This is a genomic window from Enterococcus canis NBRC 100695 (assembly GCF_001544375.1).
GTDB classification, from domain to species: Bacteria; Bacillota; Bacilli; order Lactobacillales; family Enterococcaceae; genus Enterococcus_H; species Enterococcus_H canis.
The window spans coordinates 292,623-314,681 of record NZ_BCQJ01000003.1; the positions used below are offsets into that span (position 1 = coordinate 292,623).

At 40.3% G+C, this 22,059-nt stretch carries 16 protein-coding genes; all 16 read right to left on the bottom strand.

What is annotated here, in order from left to right:
* Window positions 1–6: 6 nt before the first annotated feature.
* The gene (gene cas1 / locus ECA01S_RS06695) at window positions 7–906 is read right to left on the bottom strand and encodes a type II CRISPR-associated endonuclease Cas1 (protein ID WP_067392975.1); all 900 of its coding nucleotides are present in this window, start codon (window positions 904–906) and stop codon (window positions 7–9) included.
* A 126-nt stretch (window positions 907–1,032) separates the two neighbouring features.
* The gene (gene cas9, locus ECA01S_RS06700; protein ID WP_067392977.1) at window positions 1,033–4,434 is read right to left on the bottom strand and encodes a type II CRISPR RNA-guided endonuclease Cas9; all 3,402 of its coding nucleotides are present in this window, start codon (window positions 4,432–4,434) and stop codon (window positions 1,033–1,035) included.
* Window positions 4,435–5,071: 637 nt separating this feature from the next.
* Window positions 5,072–5,335, bottom strand: coding sequence for a type B 50S ribosomal protein L31 (locus ECA01S_RS06705; RefSeq protein ID WP_067392980.1), 264 nt, complete (start codon window positions 5,333–5,335; stop codon window positions 5,072–5,074).
* Window positions 5,336–5,436: 101 nt separating this feature from the next.
* On the bottom strand, window positions 5,437–6,726 hold the full coding sequence (rho, locus tag ECA01S_RS06710; RefSeq protein WP_067392983.1) for a transcription termination factor Rho: 1,290 nt from the start codon (window positions 6,724–6,726) through the stop codon (window positions 5,437–5,439).
* Window positions 6,723–7,994, bottom strand: coding sequence for a UDP-N-acetylglucosamine 1-carboxyvinyltransferase (gene murA, locus ECA01S_RS06715; protein WP_067392986.1), 1,272 nt, complete (start codon window positions 7,992–7,994; stop codon window positions 6,723–6,725). The genes rho and murA overlap by 4 nt, the downstream gene beginning before the upstream one ends.
* A 169-nt stretch (window positions 7,995–8,163) precedes the next feature.
* On the bottom strand, window positions 8,164–9,108 hold the full coding sequence (locus ECA01S_RS06720) for an ROK family protein (RefSeq protein WP_067392989.1): 945 nt from the start codon (window positions 9,106–9,108) through the stop codon (window positions 8,164–8,166).
* 4 nt (window positions 9,109–9,112) lie between these two features.
* Window positions 9,113–9,736: a YesL family protein gene (locus tag ECA01S_RS06725; RefSeq protein WP_067392992.1), complete on the bottom strand. Its 624-nt coding sequence runs from the start codon at window positions 9,734–9,736 to the stop codon at window positions 9,113–9,115.
* A 101-nt stretch (window positions 9,737–9,837) separates the two neighbouring features.
* Window positions 9,838–11,478, bottom strand: coding sequence for a type 2 periplasmic-binding domain-containing protein (locus ECA01S_RS06730; protein ID WP_067392995.1), 1,641 nt, complete (start codon window positions 11,476–11,478; stop codon window positions 9,838–9,840).
* Between the two features lie 12 nt (window positions 11,479–11,490).
* Window positions 11,491–12,405, bottom strand: a complete 915-nt coding sequence (locus ECA01S_RS06735; RefSeq protein ID WP_067392997.1) for a carbohydrate ABC transporter permease — start codon at window positions 12,403–12,405, stop codon at window positions 11,491–11,493.
* A gap of 15 nt (window positions 12,406–12,420) precedes the next feature.
* Window positions 12,421–13,281 (bottom strand): ABC transporter permease, encoded by an 861-nt coding sequence (locus tag ECA01S_RS06740; RefSeq protein WP_211272009.1) that lies wholly within the window; start codon window positions 13,279–13,281, stop codon window positions 12,421–12,423.
* A gap of 117 nt (window positions 13,282–13,398) precedes the next feature.
* On the bottom strand, window positions 13,399–14,403 hold the full coding sequence (locus ECA01S_RS06745; RefSeq protein ID WP_067393003.1) for a LacI family DNA-binding transcriptional regulator: 1,005 nt from the start codon (window positions 14,401–14,403) through the stop codon (window positions 13,399–13,401).
* A gap of 169 nt (window positions 14,404–14,572) precedes the next feature.
* Window positions 14,573–16,690, bottom strand: a complete 2,118-nt coding sequence (locus ECA01S_RS06750; protein ID WP_067393006.1) for a glycoside hydrolase family 3 N-terminal domain-containing protein — start codon at window positions 16,688–16,690, stop codon at window positions 14,573–14,575.
* Between the two features lie 15 nt (window positions 16,691–16,705).
* On the bottom strand, window positions 16,706–18,127 hold the full coding sequence (locus ECA01S_RS06755) for a 6-phospho-beta-glucosidase (protein ID WP_067393009.1): 1,422 nt from the start codon (window positions 18,125–18,127) through the stop codon (window positions 16,706–16,708).
* Between the two features lie 158 nt (window positions 18,128–18,285).
* Window positions 18,286–19,011, bottom strand: coding sequence for a MurR/RpiR family transcriptional regulator (locus ECA01S_RS06760; protein WP_067393012.1), 726 nt, complete (start codon window positions 19,009–19,011; stop codon window positions 18,286–18,288).
* A 149-nt stretch (window positions 19,012–19,160) separates the two neighbouring features.
* On the bottom strand, window positions 19,161–20,030 hold the full coding sequence (locus ECA01S_RS06765) for a class II fructose-bisphosphate aldolase (RefSeq protein WP_067393014.1): 870 nt from the start codon (window positions 20,028–20,030) through the stop codon (window positions 19,161–19,163).
* Between the two features lie 255 nt (window positions 20,031–20,285).
* A complete protein-coding gene (pyrG, locus tag ECA01S_RS06770; RefSeq protein ID WP_067393017.1) occupies window positions 20,286–21,890 on the bottom strand; it encodes a CTP synthase in 1,605 nt (534 codons plus the stop codon).
* Window positions 21,891–22,059 lie beyond the last annotated feature (169 nt).

Here is a 22,059-nt window from a genome sequence, read left to right on the forward strand (position 1 = left end):
GGTACCTCATCTTTCTGCCTCCATAAAATCTTTTAGGGATACAAAATGAATTTCTTGATTAGCAGTCATTGCTTTCAAAAAACTACTGACATATTTTTGCATAACTTGATCCACACTACTCTTTGTCGAACGATATACCATTGGTTGATTCAAAAAATCTATCATTTTCAGTCTTGCCTCATAAGTTAGATACTCATAGTCTGATAAAATATATTTATCAATCCAATAATCCATAATTGGGCGAAATGGTTCCATTAAATCATCTACTAAATTGAAAGAGTTGAATTCATTTTTATGAAAAACACCAACCATTGTCATTAATCCTTGTCCTACAACTATTCGCGCGATTGCTGCCCGGACGATTGCGTAACCATAGTTCATAGCTCCATTTGTCATGCACTCATCTTCTCGTGTAAACTCCATTCCATACAAAGAATTAAAGTAAACTTTTGCCACATGCCCTTCGCGATTGCTACTATCCCCAGGCCGTAATTGGCTAAATAAATCGGTCATTACGGCTAAACGGTCTGCATTCACCTTTTTATATTTGGCAAATTCAATTTGATTCAGGATTTTTTGCCCTACAATTTCCTGCCAAATGTTCTGTTTCAGTTCTTCAGGCCATCTTATCTGCTCTAGAACTCGTTTAGCAGTATGATGATAATTTCCATAGTTTAATAACAATCCTGTTGGTAGAAACTTACTATCACAAACAATCAGAGCGATATTAAACTTGGTAAACTGTGCCAGAATATTAGTGGTAATAGAAGTATTCCCCTCTATCACTACCATGCTAATATCTGATAATGGTATCAAATATCTCTCGCCTTTTTTATGTATCTCCAAGTTGTCTAGCTTCAACTGGATTCGTTCGCTCTCTTTTATATGTATAATTCGCCAAGTCATCGTTGACCCTCCTTAAATAAAAAACCCACTCAATAAATTGAGTGGGAAATTCGGCATAAAGCCTTATTTTTGTAGATTCTCAAAAAATCAGTAACGGTACGAAGCGTCCCTCGTACCGTAATCATATCAACCTTTGAAACCGGTGTCAAGAATGTTTCTCGGATTGATTCCTTCCTTACTGATATAATATGGATTCCCCAATATGTTGGTATTCACTTTTAATAGTCTATATCCATTCCGTGTAAATTTTTTAACAAATTGACCATTAGGAGTTACCTGACCATAAAAACTGACAATTTCTTTAGAATCGAATTTTGTTTTCTCAATTGGTTTTAGCTCCACGTATCCTTTCTTCGTGGGTATTGTTCTAGATCCAAACAACAGTTCAACTGATTCATCACTATTAGTGTCTATAACTTTAATGCGATCACCACGATATAATGACATCATGAACTCTGAATTATCAGCAACTCCTTCTTCTCTTTGTATTTCTTTATATCGCTCATTTGTAATTCCATAATTTCCATTCAGATACTGCATATCACTGTACTTGATTCCCATGATTTCATATTCTTTAGTTTCTTGATTGAAATAAACATCCGTTCGCCAAGGTTTCAATGATTGCAAAACAACTTTCTTATTTTTAGCTGTTTGTGGAGTGATATCTATCGCAGAGCCCATCTTACTGTCATAATATTTAACTGATTTTATAGCAGGTCCATTGTTTCTTTTCGCAAATTTTGTAATAGGACCTTTTTCACGACGATATAGTTCAAAAGGACTAATTGGAATTCTCTTTACTCTTCCGTTATCTTGTTGAACTTCTTCAAAGTCGGGATACTCTTTTAGAACTTTTTCTAATTTTTCAAAGGTCATAGGATCAAGTTGTTGCATCAAGAATTTCGACTTATCTTTATCGTAGATTTTTTTAAAGTTCTCATATTCTTTAGTATCATATATATCCTTAATCTTTCCTAAGACGTAGTTTTGTGGCTCCTTGTCTTTGCCAACTTTTGCAGAGCGAGTTGCATAAATCGTAGCATCACTAACTTTACGATTCATTTTTTTGTCCACCTGATGATGAAATTTTATTTTATTTTCCATCACTGCGATATCTTCTAACAAACTTGCGTATGGTAGTTGGTACATCTCTTCTTGGTAAACCTTATCAGTTAATATTTCTCCCGTTTTTATATCAACGACATTCTCATTTACTTTCATTGGGATGATCTCAGCATTTCGCTCCCACAATTTTAACATTGGAGAAACAGCAATGATTGTGGCATCTACTGCATGATGATGATGCGTTTCTCTAGATTTATTCAATCGCCAAGTTTCCCTTAATTTACTAGTGAACTTCCCTCTAATTACGGTCACCTTTGTATCTAATTGCTTGCTGCGAGTAAATTGTTGCAACTCATTTAAAACAATCCGAGAAGCATATCTAGTATCCACTAAGTTCCGGGCAATAAATCTTTTTCGTACTTCAATATCATTGATGTCTTCAGTGAAGAGTAAATTACGCTTCTTAGCTCCTGACATTCTCGAATTACTTTTCAGCATAGCTTGTAACGCTGAGAATCCTTGTCCTTTTCCTGATTGCATAAATCCATAAGGCGTTTTTTGTCCCTTTTCTTGGTTCATTTCGCTATAACAAAGTACTTTGTTATTCTGGCCATCATCATAAGAAATAGATAAGGGAATAACATGGTCAATTTCGAAAAGATGATCTGTCCAGAACAAATCTTCTGCAGCAATCGTTTTGCCAGAATATGGGCATTTTCCTAGTTGCTGGTACCATAAGCGAATCTTCATACGAAGTTTTCTACGTTTATAGATTTGATTCTCAAGCTGTGAGTCACTAACCCCAGCCAATTCTTGAAATTCTTTTAAGGATTTTTCTTTCTCTGCCTCATTCTCTTTTTGAAATTTCTGTGCTTGTTTTTTCTGTTCTACTTCATCTTCAGCTTCATCTCTAGGCATTTCAACAACTAAATAAGCTATATTGGGATACTTTTTAAACAAGCTATTAAAAATATCCATAGCTTGTTTAACTGATTTTCTTACAACAGGATTATAGATATTTTCAGTTAAATTTTTAACATCTATTTTTGTTTTATTACTATAATCTTGCTTATTTTCATGTAACAATCCTAATTCTGTCAAAATTGTCATCTGCTCTTTGGAAGAGTTGAGCAGTTCAGGAATTAATAGCTGCATAGTTTTCAAAGAGAAGCGATGCCATTTTTGATTACTGGTTAATTTGAAACTATCTTTCGAGTTGATAATCAATTCAATCAAAGTCTCGTCTAAAAATATATAATCTTTTTTTAGTTCTGTTAGTGATCGCCTGATTTCTCCATTTTCTGTATTCAATGTCAAAACTCTTCCAAGAATGTCTAAAAAATCTATTGGCCAGTCGTTAATATCAATTTCCTGCTCCAGAAACTTTTTACGTACTTTATAGAAAATAGCCATCGAATGTATTTCCGGCTTATCATTGCGGTCAATTCTATAGCCAGAAATATCTGATTCCTCTGCCTTTGCTATTTTTTTAATAAGCTGCATCATATTCACTTTTTTAGTTGTTGTCTTTAACTCTTCAATGATGGATAATTTTTGGTCTTTTGTAAGTTTGCCATCTTCTAGAGTTTTTATTTTTAAGTTGTTCAAATCATTCAATAAATTATAAAGTTGTGCTGTATAAGAATTACCAGCTGCACGAAATTCATTGGGGAAAATTTTATCTTTCCCAATCAATATTTCGAACAGATTATCCAACTTTGTTCCATCAGTTCGATAGATTCCGTAATCAGTGCGTGATTTCTCGGAACCTGGTCCCACAAAGTATTCTCGCTTTCGAGATATCAACGCTGTTGCTTCTTTAATGAAATTGTCGGTAATTTCTGAGTAATATTCTTTTTGTTTTAATAAAATTAACTCTGCTTCACGAACATAAGCAGTATTGGGAAATACATTCATTAAAACAGCTGCATTTTCTTCTTGTAAATCCTTCACTTGACCTCGAATTTTCCCATATTTTTCTAAACGTTCTAATTGAATTTCACCGGGGGTTTTTTCCTTTAATAATTTTTGATTGATAGACACACTTTGCTTATAAGATGTCTGATTATCACCTTCCCCCTCAGAATCTTCGAGAGAATAACTAATTCCCCGCCGCTTTACCAAATGAAGTAGTGCTACAGACAATTCTTCCTTTGAAAGTTGTTCATTTAGTCCTCTAACTCGCAGCTCGTATGGCGTGACCAGTTGGTTCAATTTAGCTATCCTAAAACCATTTTCTTCTAATAGTATCTTCAAGTCACTAATCCGATTTTTACGGCGTCTTAATAATCTTCGGGCCTGCCGAAAAGATCTCCGCTCTTCATTTTTAGAAGCAGTACCACTTGGAAAAATACTAACACCTGTTTCAAGTATTTTCCCACTCTGTTTACTCACAACTGACCATCCTACAGAAGCAATTCCAATGTCAAAACCAATATTGACCAGTTCCTTATTTTGTTTCATTTACAAATCATCTCCTCGTAAATAAAGTGTACCGACTAAAAGTAGGTAGATGAATATTGATAATTAGGCGACGAGTATTACCTTTAACCGTGACTCTATTCCACAAGAATATTTATTGTTTAAATTCAAGTGAATCTTTCAGCCAGAAGCATAAACTGAGTTTTTTTCGATCTAATTGGCCCTACAGCCAAACCAGGCTATATCATTTTTATTCATTGGAGCGTCCTCCTTGTATATTGTTACTTACTGATTTTATGAGAGTACAAATTTAATAAATGATTTTAGTTAAGAATAAAGCATAAATAGAATCATTTATCCACCAGATTGTTACTTATCGCCCTTAATCGAACACTATCCCTTTCTAAAAGTCGGTATATTTTAAGTTTAACAATCTTTTATAAATTAATCGATAACAAATTAAAACGGTTTCATAAATATTTTTGCTTTTATCATACTCATTTTAGTCCGCTCTTGGAATCTGGTGCTTGGATTAAAGAAGTATAAGTTTGATTAGGCCATACCGATATTAAAACGACCATAGATATCTACACCCGTGTGACGAAAGTATGATCAAAACAAAAAAAACCGACTATCCTTGTAAGATAGTCGGTTAAACATTCTTGATAGATTGTTTTGATTACTCCGCAGCGTTTGTGTCTTTGAGACCGTATTTTTTGTTGAAACGGTCCACACGTCCGTCTGCTTGTGTGAATTTTTGACGTCCTGTGTAGAAAGGATGTGAGTCTGAAGTAACTTCGACACGGATCAATGGGTAAGTATTGCCATCTTCCCACTCAACAGTTTCTTGAGATCCTTTAGTAGAACCTGACAAGAATTTAAAACCTGTTGTAGAGTCCATGAAGACTACTGGATGGTAATCCGGATGAATATCTGCTTTCATGTCTTTTTCGCTCCTTTGCCCTGAGTCATTTGCTGAATCAGAGTTGATTTTTTCAAAATTTACAACAGTACTATAATAGCATGGATCAATTCGTCATGCAATTATCTTTTGGGATTTCTTTTGCTTTTTCCAAAGTGTACATCTTGAAAGGCTTGGAATAATTCTTTGTTGGTTTTCGTCTTTTTCAAGAACTGGATGAATTGCTCGGTATATTCTAAAGAATCCCCGCGCATATTGTTCCGCAATTTCCAAGTTTCCTCAAGCTGTTGCGCACTCATTAGCAGTTCTTCTTTACGAGTACCGGATTTTTTGATGTCGATTGCTGGGAATAGACGGCGTTCTGCGAGTTCACGGGAAAGGTGTAATTCCATGTTACCTGTTCCTTTGAATTCTTCATAGATGACATCATCCATTCGGCTGCCGGTATCAACAAGGGCTGTTGCCAGGATTGTTAAGGAGCCACCTTCTTCGATATTGCGGGCGGCACCAAAAAAGCGTTTTGGTTTATAAAAAGCCGCTGGGTCAATCCCGCCGCTTAAGGTGCGGCCGCTAGGCGGAACGACTAAATTATACGCACGGGCCAGACGGGTAATACTATCCATCAAAATCACAACATCCCGCTTGTCTTCTACTAAGCGCATCGCCCGTTCCAAAACGAGTTCTGATACGCGAGTATGGTTTTGCGGTTGTTGGTCAAATGTTGAATACACCACATCCCCTTTGACGCTGCGTTCCAAATCCGTCACTTCTTCTGGACGTTCATCAATGAGCAGCATAATCAGCTCAACATCTGGATGGTTATCGGTAATGCCATTGGCGATTTCTTTAAGAATACTGGTTTTACCCGCTTTAGGCGGTGCTACAATCAAGCCCCGTTGGCCAAAGCCAACCGGTGCAAAAAGATCAATCATGCGGGTTGCTAGGCGACCTGGTTTTGATTCCAATTTTAATTGTCGATCTGGGTAAAGGGCCGTTAAGGCTGGAAAATGCGGACGTTCTTTGGCTTCTTCGGGATCTTTCCCGTTAACGGACTCTACGTGCATTAAGCCGTAATACCGTTCGGATTCTTTCGGTGGTCGCGCTTTTCCGGCCACTTTATCCCCATTTCGTAAGCCAAAGCGGCGAATTTGTGAAGAAGAAATATAAATATCTTCGGCACTTGGACCGTAATTAATGGGCCGCAAAAAGCCAAAGCCTTCTTGGCCGACGATATCCAAAATACCTTCCATGAAGAAAAAGCCTTGCTTTTCAGCCTGCGCTCGAATCACGGCTAAAGCTAATTCCTTCTTATTCATTTGACTGTAATAAGGGATCTTGAACTCTTTCGCATATTGATAAATTTCTTTCAAGGTACGATTTTCAAGCTCCGCCATTGTTAAATAGTCACTCATGCGTTCTCCTCTTTGATCATTTGAATATCCGCACCTAAAGCAGTCAGTTTTTCAATAATATGATCGTAGCCTCGCAAAATGTAATCCACGTTGAAAATTGTCGTTGTGCCTTCTGCCATCAAGCCAGCCGTGACTAAGCACGCACCCGCCCGCAAATCACTAGCTACAACTTCGGCGCCGTGTAGCTTTGCAGGGCCATTAACGATAATCATGTTCCCTTCTACCGTAGCGTCAGCTCCCATCCGCACAAGCTCCGGAATATGATTGACCCGTTTTGAATAAATCGTGTCAATGATTTCACCAGTCCCCGTGGCTTTCAATAATAAAGGTGTGATGGGTTGTTGGAGATCCGTCGCAAAGCCTGGGTAAGGATAGGTTTTAACATTGGCCATCTTTAAATCAGGAGAAGGATGAACGGTAATGACATCTTCCTCAATTGTCATCTTAACGCCCATTTCGTCTAATTTTGCGATGAAGCTTTCTAAATGCTCATAAATCACGTTGCGAACTTTGATGCCTTTGCCGGTACCACAGGCCGCCGCAATCGCTAAATAAGTCCCCGCCTCAATTCGGTCTGGAATGATAGAGTGGTGGCAGCCATGTAATTCAGTGACTCCCTCGATTCGAATTTCATTTGTTCCTGCCCCGCGGATGTTAGCCCCCATATTATTCAATAAGGTGGCGACATCAATAATCTCTGGTTCCCGCGCGGCATTTTCAATAATGGTCCGTCCTTTAGCTTTCACGGCAGCCAGCATCACATTGATAGTCGCCCCAATCGATACCATATCCATAAAAATACGAGTACCAGTTAAGCCTTCTTCAGAACGTAGATACATCGCGCCATGTTCATTATTTACCGTTGCCCCTAGCGCTTCAAACCCTTTTACGTGTAAATCAATGGGACGCGGGCCTAAATAGCAGCCCCCCGGTAAACCTACCACGCCTTCGCCAAATTTACCCAACAACGCCCCCATAAAATAGTAGGAAGCGCGCAAGCTGTTGATTTTACCGCTAGGCATAGGTACTGAAACTAAGCCAGTTGGGTCGATTTCCATTGTATTGTTTTCAAAGGAGACTTTCGCTCCCATGATTTCTAAAATTTCAATCAAAGAATGGACATCCTTGATATCAGGTACACCTTCTAAGGTCACCGGAGAATCTGCTAAAATAGCGGCTGGAATCAGCGCTACTGCACTATTTTTTGCTCCGCTGATGGTTACTTCACCTTCAAGGGGCCGAGCCCCATTAATTACGATTTTTTTCATTTATATTCACCTAAGTTTATTTAAAATTTGCATATCACGGCAATGTTACCATATTCATACTCGCTAATTTTAACATAGACCATGCTTTTTCTAAAGCGTTGGCGAATAATCCCTTGGTTTAAAAAGAAAAAAACGCCAATCTCTAGATTAGCGTTCCCCTCATGCCTCATCAAACCAGTTGCTGGGTGGTTACTTGGCGATGGATTTGATAGACGGCCCCAATCATACCAGCATCATTTTGTAATTTTGCCGGAAGGACGGGGGCAATCGTTTTATTTTTCAAATAGTGGATTGATTCATGTCGATCCATTATTTCGTTTAAACGTACTTGGAAGCGGGCATTAAATTCTTCATTGGAACTAATACCTCCACCAAATAAAATAACTTCTGGATCGAAACAACTAATCAAATTCAGCATCCCAATGGATAAATCAGTTAAAAATTGGTCAACGATTTGAATTGCTAACGCTTCGCCGGCCGCTTCTCGTCGAAAAATCTCACGGGCGTCCCAAATAGCTTCCGCAGCAGCGTCGACTTGTTTTTGTGCCAGATTATATTGGTAACATAAGCCACCCACAGTTGCTGCCCGTTTATTCCAGGAAACTTCCTCGATGTCTCCTGTTTCTGGCAGTCGGTCGATGATACTCCAGCCAAATTCGCCGGCCATCCCATGGGCTCCACGAAAAACTTCTCCGTTAATAACGATGCCCCCACCAATGCCAGTTCCCAAAACAAGGCACAAGTAATTGTCCATCCCTTGGGCATTACCAATCCAGCGTTCCGCAATAGCCGCCGCATTGGCATCATTTTCAATCGAGACGCCAAGACCAGTCAAACGTTCTAGCTCGACCTTAAGATTGGCGCCGTAGAATGGTTTGATAGCACCGGCTGTTAACATATAGCCATCTTTTTGAATAATTCCCGGCGCACTGATACCAATCCCATCAATGACGCTATACCGTTTTTGCGCATCTTTCACGATTTCGTGGAGCTCGTTTAAAAAGGCGGCTAAATCATAATTAGTAGGCATTGCATTTTTTTCTAGAATATTTCCCGCTTCATCTAAAACACCATATTTTACTGTTGTACCGCCAATGTCAAATCCAATATACATATTCTCAACTTCTCTCTTCTGTATTCTCATATTGTGCAAAAACTTTTAATATCAGCTTGGCATTTAGGAAAAAAACCAGACCCGCTCCTACAAACAACCAGGCAAATAATAATTTTGGAAAATAGAATGGGACTAAAACACCACCGATACTTACAAGAAACAATAAAATGCTGATGGGCAAATGCTTGAGGGATAGAATCATCGCATTCACTACTGTCCCTGAAAGGGTATTGTCAAACCGCGCCGTCAATGGGAACAAATATAAAACGGTTAAGGCCAAAGCCGTCATCACGATCATCATTACATAATAAGCTAATCGATTGCCCACTAGAAAAGGACGCATAAAGGGAAATATGGCAAAACCGCCCAAAATCAGACCAATCAGCAGCAACCAGATTTTCGTTGCCGGCCAGAAATTCAGTTTAAATTGATGAAGATATTCTTTGTATAAGATACCCTCACGATAATCCACTAATTTGTATGCCGTTCCGTACGCGGCCGTGATTGCTGCCCCGATAGTAACTACCGGCAGACAGGAGATGATGAATAAGCAATTTAGTAGCATTACTTGATAAATGCGTTCCATCCCACCATAGATTCTGCCTTCTGTGCTAAAAAGTCTTTGCATGTTCCTCTCCCCCTTGTGTCCCTTATGCTTACTCGCTATGTGCTGAAATAGTTCGTACTATGTAAGTGGAGAAGCGTATCACTCCTCCACTTGAATATCTTTTACATATCTAATTTTTTCTTGTTTTCTTCAATCTTATCGTTACGAACCTTATTAACTGCATCTACATTGTTATCTTTTTGGAAGCTTTCGTAGCCTGATAACAAGCTATCTAGTTCGCTTTCATCTTTCGCACGCAGCATGCCTACGAGCGTTGTACTCCAGTTAGTTTGAATTGCGCTCAGAGCGCGCGCTTCTTGACTACCTGCATCTGGGCCAATATTTTCAGTTAAGAATTGTGAAGTCAGTTTGCCTTCGCCCCATTGTTGCATTTGTTTCACTGCATCTACGTATGAATCATCATTCATCGCTTTGAAACGGTCATGGCCAAATTGGATAAACTCACCCATCCGGTATTCTAATTGCCATTTTTCAGGGTCTTCTTGTTGAATCTTACGAGCGGAGTCTGTCCATTTTACTTTATCGCCATCTTTAGTATAGGTTTCGCCTTCAATACCAAAGTTTGTCAGCATTTCCCCTTCGTCACTCAAAAGGTACGTAAAGATTTGCATTGCTTTTGCAGGATCTGCACAGTTTTTACTGATATAGTTGATCATCCAGCCAGAAATACCTGCTTGTGTTAAAGTAGGTGCATTTCCTTCTGTGCTTTGAATGCCGTCGATGGCAATGTATTCACTATCAGGATTTGCTGCTTTGAACGTTTGTAGTGGGATACCTTGGTTTACAAATGATCCAATCATAACGGCGCCATATTTACCTGTTTGTAATTTTTCTTTGAATTTATCGCCATCGTCGGTAAATGTATCATCAGAAATATTTCCATCTTGATGGACTTGACGGAAAGCTTTAATCCATTTGATGTATTCAGGATCTAAATTACGATCATAGTATTTTCCATCTTTAGTATAAGGAATACCTAACATATCTTGGACCACACTATCCATTGAACCGTTAGAAGAACCATCTTTGGCAAAATCGTTGAACCCAAACGGAATCAAATCAGGGAATTTTTCTTTGATTTTCTTCATCCCATCAATAAAGCCTTCAGGCGTTGTGAAATCTGGTTTGCCAATTGCTTCATACACATCTTTTCGAATAATGAATGCATCGCGGGCAAAGATATCACCACTGTCAAAATCTTCTTGCGTATTTGAGTAATCTGGATAGCCATACGATTTGCCGTTGCCTAATTTGTACCAATTCAAGGTTTCTTGACGAGCAACTTGGTTAAAATAGGGATCATATTTTTCAGCAAGGTCTTGTAATGGTAAGGCCCAAGAGTCTGCTTTGCGGGCAACTTGTGAATTGGAATCAAAGATTGTTACGATATCCGGCATATCGCCGCCGGCAAAATAAGTATTCAATTTAGTATCATCACCGGTAATAAATTCAATATCAACATTCAGATCTTCTTTAACCTTTTTCGTTACCATGTCTTTACCAAACTCAGTGTTCCACCAGTCTGCGTTAACATACCAAGTCAATTTGGTAGGTTCTTCCTTCTTATCTAACTTCCAGGCTGGAGTATTTTCATCCACTGTGTAGCGGTCTTCAATAGAAGGTAGATCCACCTTCTTATCAGCAGTTGATTCCTGCTTGTCTCCCCCACAGGCGCTTAACGCTAGAACTGCTGTGGCAACTGCCAAAGTACCTACGATTTTCTTACTTGTAAACTTGAACATTTATTGCTCCTCCTATTCTTTTACTGCCCCAAGCATCATGCCTGAGATAAAGTGTTTTTGTAGCAATGGGTAAATAATTAAAATCGGAACGGTCGTGACCACGATAGTTGCCAGCTGTACCCCCTTAGATGTTGTGCTGATTTCGACCGCTGCGTTTAAGCCTTGTTGAGATGCTGCCTGTGATTGGGTGATGATTTCGTATAATTTCATTTGCAATGGATAGAGTGCTTTATCCGTCACGTACAATTTGGTGGTCATAAAATCATTCCATTGCCAAACGCCATGGAACAACGCAATCGTCGCCAGTGCTGGCTTTGATAGTGGCACGAAGATGCGTAGGAAAACGCCCCAGTCACTTGCCCCATCGATTTTGGCTGATTCCTCCAGTGATGTGGGAACATCACGGAAGAAGTTCATTAAAATAATGACATCGTAATAAGATAATAGTGCCGGAATAATGTAGACCCAGAAAGTATTCAGCAAACCTAAGGATTTAATCAATAAGTATGTGGGGATCATCCCGCCTGAAAAGAACATTGTAATTATACCCATTGTGGAATATAGACCACGGCCTCTTAAATTGCGTTTAGACAGGGCATAAGCCATGATGGCACAGAAAGCTGTATGGGCAAGAACACCCAGCACAGTTTTTGAAACTGAGATGACGAGTGCTCGCCAAATGGAAGCATCTCCTAAAACGCGTTTATAGTTGTCCATTGAGATTTCAGAAGGCCAGAATACAAAATCTCCTTTCGCTAGTGCATCACTGGAGGCAAAAGACGACGCAACGATATTCCAAACCGGTACGATAATAATGATGGTGAACATCACTAAAAGCAGGACATTAACGAAGTTGAAAATCTTGCTGTCTTTATCTTGAACGACATTACTTTTGGGTTTTGATAAGGATAAACTTCTTTTTTCCATCGTATTCCCTCCTTTTTAAAGTACCGATTGGTTATCGTTTAATTTTTTCGTGACAATATTCGTTAAAACTAGTAATACAACCGAGATAATCGAGATTCCTAATCCTACTGCCGTTGCATAAGAGAAATCCCCTTGCATCAAACCAACACGATAAACATATGAGTTAATAACTTCCGCTTTAGGCTGATTTTGAGAATTCATTAAAACGAGTGTTTGGTCCAAATTCGAATTGAATAAACCGCTTACACTGAGAATCAAATTCAAAGAAATGATGTTGCGAATCATAGGGATCGTAATGCTCCAAATTTGCCGCATGCGAGAAGCCCCGTCCATTTTAGCCGCTTCATAATAGGTAGGATCGATTTTAGCCATCGTGGCTAGATAAAGGATCGTACCCCAACCTGCTTCTTTCCAGACATCCGAAAGGGAGGCAATCCACCAGTATTTTCCGACATCCAGCATATGATTTTGCTGCGTTTGTATGCCGATAAAGTTAAGCAGCTCATTGATCATGCCATTTGAAGAGAACCAAGTGATAATCATCCCACCTAAAATAATCCAGGATAAAAAGTGAGGTAGATAAGAGATTGTTTGTATCGTCCGCTTAAAGACGCTATCTCGTAATTCATAAATCATCACTGCAATAATGATAGGTAAGACAAATCCAAAGGCTAGTTTCAAGGCGCTAATTCCTAGCGTGTTGACAACTGATTGCCAAAAATATTTATCCGCCATAATAATTTTGAAATTGTCCAACCCGACCCACTGAGCACTGTCAATCGTATCGACTACGGTATAGTTTTTAAAGGCAATAACTAAGCCATAGATTGGAATAAAGCTGAAAATGATCATATAAACAGCGCCTGGGATGGCCATTGTTTGCAGCTGCCATTGACGTCCGAACTCCCGACCCCATTTGCCGAGGCGTTCACTTAATGTTGGTTTCGCTTTTGCTTCCACCGTTCTTCCCCCTAATCCTTCAAATAGTTACTTTTACTTGATGCTGACTACGGTGTCTCCCGCAATCAGGCGACAATCTAAAATCTTGTTTTCCCCCTGCTTCTCTTGATTAATTAATGCTAATAATTCCAAAACAGCTTGGCGCCCTTGTTCACGAATCGGATTTTGAATCGTGGTGATGCGGGGTTTAAAGTATCTCAGCAACTCAATGTCATCAAACCCTATCACACTAAAATCTTCCGGTACGGAAAGTCCCTTAGCTTCAATCGCTTTTATCGTGCCGATTGCACTTAAGTCATTTCCCGCGATCCACGCGGTTGGCCACGAGGCCGGCTGCTGATTATCCAAAAACTTTTTCACGTTTTCAAAGCTGGCTTTTTCTTCAAATAATCCTGGAAGCACCCACTCTGAATTCACAGAAAGTCCGGCCTCTGCCATGACCTCCTTAAAGCCCCAGTAACGCTCATCACTATCGTAAACCCCTTTATGTCCCGGTAAAAAGCCGATTTTTTGATGACCCTTTTCCAGTAATTCCCGCGTCGCAAGTCGTCCTGCCTTACGTGAATCAAATACGATACTACTAATGCTGCGATCTTTGATTTGCCGATCCATAAAAACGGCATCAATTCCTTCAGAACGAACCGTAGAAAGGGCTTCTTCATCAATCAGATCTTCAAAACCAATGAAGCCATCCACCATATTTCCTAATAATTGTGAAGCCAGAATTTGCTTATCCGAGGAGATAACCACATTCACCCCATATTGATGTTTTTCGGCCTCTTCCACAATTGCTTCAATTAAGGTACTAAAGTAAGGTCCAATAATCGTATGGGTATAAAAACCAATCATTTTAGTTTGCTTAGCTTTAAGATTTTTTCCCAGCAGATTAGGAGTATAATGCAGCTTTTTAGCGGCCTCTAGGACCTTTGCTTTGGTTTTTGGCGTGACGACATCGACCCCATTCAGCGCTTTAGAAACCGTCGCGATTGACACGTTTGCTTCCCGCGCAACTTCTCGTATGGTTATTCTCTCTTTCATGCCTTCCTCCAAATAAAAACGTTTTTATTTTCTTTGAATAAAAAAGTCCGTGTTTCTTTTGACATCCTCATCATAAATAAAAACGTTTTCAAACACAATATCATTTTTAGTTGTTGGCATTCGTTTCTACTTTCGGGAAAAATCGTCACGGTGGTACAACTTGTACCACCTAGACAATTTCAAAGACACTTTCCGCGACAAGCTCCCGTGCACTTTTAGCAAGAAAGAGCCGGAACCTACCAGGATCCGTTCGTCTATGCAAATCGGCATGAACGTAAGCCAGCTCTGTAGCGGCAATTTCAAACGTAATTGTTGTTGCTTCACCGGCAGCTAAAAAGACCTGTTGCCACTTCAATAGTTCTAGCTTAGGCCGGATTACTTCGGTGACCTCATCTTGGAAATAAAGTTGCGGTAAGACAAAACCAGCTGTTTGCGAAGTATTGGTTACTGTAACCTGTACCGTTAGAGTTTGTCCCTCTGTAAGCTGCTGCTGAGAGAGCGTCAGCTGGCTGAATGAAAATTCACTGTAGGATAAGCCATGACCAAATGGGTATAATGGACCGTTTTCTTCATCTAAATAACGGGAGGTATACTTTTCCTGTTGATTCGCTTGTGTTTGCGGGCGACCCGTTGACATTTCTTGGTATGAATAAGGCAATTGTCCGACACTTCTAGGAAAGCTCATAGGTAAATGACCGCTGAAATTTTCCGCACCACTTAAAAGAGCTGCTAATGCGGAGCCGGTTTCAGTACCTAAAAACCAAGCTGTGATGATGGCGGCCACTTTGTCTGCCACATCGGTTAAAATCAGTGGGCGGCCGCTGAAGGTGACTAAAATAGCGGCTGCTTTTTGCTGATGAATGACTTCAATTAGTTCTTTTTCGCTATCGGTCAAATGTAAATCTGCTCGACTGGCCGCTTCTCCAGCCTCTTCGCTAGTTTCGCCAACAGCAATCACGACTTTATCAGCTTTTTGCAGAGCGGTACTGATCAATGACCGGTCACTGGCCTCTTCCACCGTAAGTACTTCAAGTTGGGGAAAACGCGTTGACATGCCGTCTGCTAATGAGGTCGCTTTTTCTGGGTCACCAATCCATGACCAAGCACCTAATACGTCCTTCGTCACTGCCTTAGAGCCAACTAGTAAAATGTTTTCAGTTGTTTTTAAAGGTAATACTTGTTCGTTTTTTAGTAATACTGCAGATTGAATTGCCGCTTGATAGCTGAGTTGTTTCAAGGAGGTTGTGTCTACCTTGGTATCCATCCCTCGATAGGGATTTTCGAACAAGCCTAAGTCATTTTTCAGCTTCAGCACTCGCCAAACAGCCTCATCTAACTGGGCTAGCGCGTCTTCTTCCGCTACGATTTTTGCCAGCTCTTGCAGATAAGAATCCGTCATCATATCAATATCAACGGTGGCTTTAAATGCTTTAGCAGCGGCCTCTTTACGGTCCGCTGCAACTCGATGATTGATTAACTCAGCCACAGCTGCCCAGTCTGAGATTAACACTCCGTCAAAGTCTAAGTGTTGTCTAAGGACCGTTGTTACTAATTCCTTGTTGCCGGTAACAGGGATTCCGCGCAAACTATTAAAGGAAGTCATGACTAGCTTCACATCCTGATCAATAGCTCCTTGGAAAGCCGGTAGATAATTCTGATACATTTCAACATCGGAAATATCTACCGTATTGTAGTCGCGGCCCCCCTCAGCCGCACCATATCCAATAAAGTGTTTAACACAAGCCGCTACATGCTGTGGATTTTTTGCTAAGTCTGTTCCTTGGTACCCTTTGACATAGCTTTCCGTCAACACTTTGGAAAGTCTAGGATCTTCCCCATTACTCTCCAATACTCGTCCCCAACGCGGATCCTTAACATAATCTGCCATTGGTGAAAAAGTTACATGGATACCTTCTGCAGCCGCCTCTGTGGCAGCAGCAGCGGCTGTTTTTTCAATCAACAGTGGATCAAAGCTAGCCGCCATAGCTAAGGGAATTGGAAAAATCGTTTCATAGCCGTGAATCACATCAGCCATAAACAACAATGGAATCTTATGACGACTATGGGCTAAATACTCGGTTTGGATTTTTTGGACTTCCTCTGCCCGGTGAGTCCCTAACACTGAGCCAATTTGGTACAACTGTTCCTCACTCATCGACCACTGAGCCATTGGACCGGTGATCTCGCCAGACTTACCGAAAAAGTCTGGGGTTACTTGCGCTAATTGTCCTACTTTTTCTGCCACAGTCAGCGTAGCCAATATTTCTTTAAGTTTATTTGTTTCCATCGCTGCTCCTTCTAGCTAATTTTCTTGAATCAGCTTTTGATACCAATCAAATGAATCCTTTTTCAGCCGTTTCAAGGTCCCATTTCCCGCATTATCTTTGTCGACATAAATAAAACCATAGCGTTTTTCCATTTCACCTGAACCAAAACTGACTAAGTCGATGATGCCCCATGGTGTATACCCCATCAAGTCCACGCCATCCACATTCACTGCCAAAGCCATCTGTTGGATGTGTTTTTCAAGATAATCAATTCGGTACGTGTCATGAATTTGGCCATCTTCTAATTTATCATATGCACCAAACCCATTTTCTACGATAAAGAGTGGCAAATTATAACGCTCATACACAATGTTCAGCGTATAGCGTAAGCCCACTGGATCGATTTGCCAACCCCAATCACTTGCCTCCACATACGGATTGCGGACAATTTTGGCTTCAGGAAACTCACTGATTGCCTCTCCAACCTCTGGTAATGTTGTGACCGCTCCCGACATATAATAGCTGAATCCAATGTAGTCTACCGTTCCTTCTTTCAAGGCTTGTCGTTCAGCTTCAGTAATGTCAATTTGATACCCTTTTTGCTCCCAGTATTTTTCAGCGTAGGCTGGAATGACGCCACGAGCATGAATATCTGAATAAAAGAAACGACGATCCATCACCTTGACAGAAGCCATTAAGTCATTAGGATTAGCCGAATAAGGATAGACTGGGACATAGGCCATCATACAGCCAATTTGGAAGTTAGGATTGATTTCATGCCCTAGTTTGACAACTTTAGCACTTGCAATCAATTCATTTAACCCCGCTTGAAAGGTCATTTCCTCACGATTATCGCCCTCTTTGAATAAGAGTGCTGAGTTGGTCCAAGTATGCAGTTCGTGTTGGCCATCTGCTTGATTATTGATTTCATTAAATGTCATCCAATATTTGACCTTATCTTTGTAGCGCGTCATGACGGTTTCCGCATAATGGACAAAAAAGTCAATCAGCTTTTTATTGGTAAAGCCCCCATACATTTCATATAAATGGTAAGGAATCTCAAAATGTGACAATGTAATCACAGGTTCAATCCCATTTTTCAATAATTCATCAAATAGATCATCATAAAACTGTAAGCCAGCTTCGTTAGGTTCTGTCTCATCCCCCATCGGAAAAATCCGCGTCCAATTGATGGATGTCCGGAATGCTTTCAAGCCGAGTTCTTTAAACAAGGCAATATCTTCCGGATAGCGATGATAAAAATCAATCGCTTCATGGTTGGGATAGTTTTTGCCAGGAATCACGCCAGCTGTGATTTCCCGCGCAACGCCATTGGCTCCCGCCGTCATAACGTCGGCTGTGCTGACTCCTTTACCCGCCACATCCCATGCTCCTTCAACTTGATGGGCTGCCACTGCGCCTCCCCATAAAAAATCTTTTGGAAATTGATTGTTCATTATTGCTCACCTCGTCTTTTGATAGACTCAGTATAGGTGGTAACGTTTTCTCTCACAAGACTTCAGAGCGACTATGGCATGAGAACCAGTAAAAAGAAAAAAACATCACAATGGTACAAGTTGTACCAAAGCGATGTTTAAGGAACGATACGTACCAATTATTCGCGATTTTGCAGGCGATCTGCTAATTGTTCAATCAAAAAGATACACGGAATCTGACTGGTTAAATCCTCATGCTTTTTCACTCGTCGTACACCGACATGGTAATCTAAAACATAATCAGACATTTTAGCTAACGTAGAGTTAATGTCTGCCGTAATCGCAATCGTCAAAAAATCTGCTTTGTTGCGAAACCCATTGGCGACTTCTACCACTTCGTTGGTCATACCTGAAACAGATAACGTAACTAAGATATTATCACTAGTATTTTGGAGCTTAGACATAATCGGATATGTCGGATCAATCAATGGATAGCTATTATAGCCAATAGAGGCAAAACGACGGGCGGCATACTCACAAATCGAACCCGATGCGCCAATCCCAAAAAAGATGATATTTTCACAGTATTGGATTTTCTCCACGATTTGATTCAGCTTACTTTCAATATCTCGTGGAAAACGTTCTCGATTTAGAATATTTAAGGCTGCATCAAAGTTTTCATTTTCCAATTCCTTCACACTAAACTGGCTCCGAAATTCAGTATAGCTCTCATACCCTAGTTTTCTGATCAAACGCATTACTGAAGATGCCGAGGTATGGGATTCTTGCGCAATATCGCGTACTCGCATATAGGGAATCTTGTCGGCATTACTACTCATATAATGATAGATTGCTTGATCGGTATCGGATAGCGCATTAAAATCAATATTTCCAAAAAAGCTCATGTTTTCTCCTCCTGATAACGGCTACTGTCCACCGCTCCTTCTTCCATATTCTACCGAAAAATTTACAATCTACCAATAAAAAAACGATTACAATTTTCAGATAAAAAAAATCTAGGCGAATTTCGCCTAGATCATTCTCTTGTTTCGAATTAAGCTTTACCAGCAGAACCGAACCAGTCGATGTGTTCTTCTGCATCTTTAACGATAGCAGCAACACCTGGTGCTAATAATTTACGAGGGTCAAAGCCTTTACCTTCTAAGTCTTTGCCTGCTTCGATGTATTCGCGAGTTGCTTTAGCGAATGACAATTGGAACTCAGTGTTCACGTTTACTTTAGAAACGCCCATTGAGATCGCTTTTTGGATTTGGTCTTGAGGAATACCAGAACCGCCGTGTAATACTAATGGTACGTCATGACCAACAGCATCTGCGATTTCTTGTAAGTGGTCAAATGCTAGACCAGTCCAGTTTTCAGGGTATACACCGTGAATGTTACCAATACCACAAGCTAGGTAATCGATACCTGTTGCGACCATTTGTTTACATTCTTCGATGTCCGCTAATTCACCAGCACCAATGATTCCGTCTTCTTCACCACCGATAGAACCAACTTCACATTCAACAGAAACGCCTTTAGCGTGTGCTTTTGCAACAACGTCTTTAGCTAATTTCAAGTTTTCTTCGAATGGTAAATGAGAACCATCGAACATTACTGAAGTGTAGCCAACTTCGATACATTCTAAAGCTGCTTCGTAGTCACCATGGTCTAAGTGGATTGCAACTGGAACAGTGATGTTCATTGATTCAACTAAATCAGTGATGATATCTTTTGCAACTTTGTAGCCACCCATGTATTTGGCAGCACCCATTGATGTTTGGATCAAGACTGGCGCTTTTTTAGCTTCAGCGGCTTTTAAAATCGCTTGTGTCCATTCCAAGTTGTTTGTGTTGAATCCGCCGACTGCATATCCGCCTTTGCGGGCAGCTTTTAAGAATTCTGCTCCTGATACTACTGGCATATAAAATTCCTCCTAAGTTTTGGTAAAAACTAATTTGTTAAGCCATGCTTAACCAACATTCTTATTTTAGCAAATATTTATAGACTTTTCTACTAAAATTACTTATTTCAGAAAATTTGCTTTCATTTTCACAAAGGTCTGTTCCAATTTTACTAAAACATCCTAGAGTAGCTTGCAAATACTCAGCCATAACCTGTCAAAAACGTATGCTAAAGCTGAAAGGACTGGGCTTTTTAGCCACAGTCCTCATAGAAATTATTTTTGATTGTCTAATGAAGCTCCTACAAAAGCTTTGATCAGTTTTTGTGGACGATTTGGACGTGAGATTAATTCTGGGTGGAATTGGCAACCAACAAAGAATTTTTTCTCTGGAATTTCAACGATTTCCACTAAGCGGTTGTCTGGTGAAACGCCTGAGAAGACCAACCCGTATTCTTCAAACATTTGACGGTATTTGTTGTTGAACTCATAACGGTGACGGTGACGTTCTTGTACAACTTCTTCTTCGTCATAAGCGGCTGCCGTTTTGGTTCCTTTTTTCAATTTACATGGATATAAGCCTAGACGTAATGTCCCACCAAGATTTTCAACGTTTTCTTGATCAGCCATCAAATCAATGATGTTATTTTGGGCATCTGGATATGTTTCTGTCGAGCCGGCATCTTCCAAGCCTACCACATTGCGCCCAAATTCCACACAAGCCATTTGCATACCTAAGCAGATGCCTAAGAATGGCACATCGTTTTCCCGCGCATAGCGAATGGCTTCGACTTTTCCTTCAACCCCGCGATCACCAAAACCACCAGGTACCAAGATTCCATCTGCATCTTTCAATTTTTCATGAACATTTTCAGCAGTCACATCTTGGGCCTTGATCCAATCAACTTCGATATCCGCATCATAAGCAAAACCAGAATGCTTCAAGGCTTCCACAACGGAGATGTACGCGTCTGGCAATTCTACGTATTTTCCGACTAACGCGATCCGGACTTTTTTCTTCAAGTTCAAGACTTTTTCTTCCAAAGCACGCCATTCGGTCATGTCTGCTTGTGGTGTTTCCAACTTCAAGTGATCACAAACGATTTGGTCCATACCTTGCGCTTGTAGTGCCAACGGAATAGAGTACAGGGTGTCAACGTCACGCGACTCAATTACGGCTTCTGGTGCCACATCACAAAACTGTGCCAATTTATTTTTAGTTTCCTGTGAAACTGGTAATTCAGTCCGGACAACTAAAATATTGGGTTGGATTCCTAAGCCACGTAATTCTTTGACGCTATGTTGTGTTGGCTTAGTTTTCATTTCACCGGCTGCCTTCAAATAAGGAATCAAGGTCGTGTGGATATACATCACATTGTCTGCCCCTACGTCAGCTTTCATTTGACGCAAAGCTTCCAAGAATGGCAGTGATTCGATATCGCCAACTGTCCCGCCAACTTCAGTGATAATCACATCTGAATCGGTCATTTTGGCTGCTCGCATAATCTTTTCTTTGATTTCATTGGTGATATGTGGAATAACCTGAACCGTTGCCCCTAGGTATTCCCCTTTACGTTCTTTTCGTAAAACTTCTGAGTAGATTTTCCCAGTCGTCACATTTGAGTATTTGTTCAAATTGATATCGATAAAACGTTCATAGTGCCCTAAGTCCAAATCTGTTTCAGCCCCGTCGTCGGTTACAAACACTTCACCGTGTTGGTAAGGACTCATCGTGCCTGGATCCACATTGATATAAGGATCAAATTTTTGGATCGTGACTTTCAAGCCGCGATTTTTTAGCAAACGTCCTAAAGATGCCGCAACGATCCCTTTTCCGATAGAAGACACAACGCCGCCTGTTACAAAAATATATTTCGTCATTTGTTCGAAAACTCCTTCTCGATCTAGAATTAGAGCGTGCACCAGAAAATAATAAAAGCTCCCTATCCAAAGATAGGGAGTTGTAAGGTCTTTTAAGGTGCCCAAGTAGCATAATACAAGCAAGCCGACTGAATGTCAAGGATTAAATTTTCACAAACATTTTCTGTAA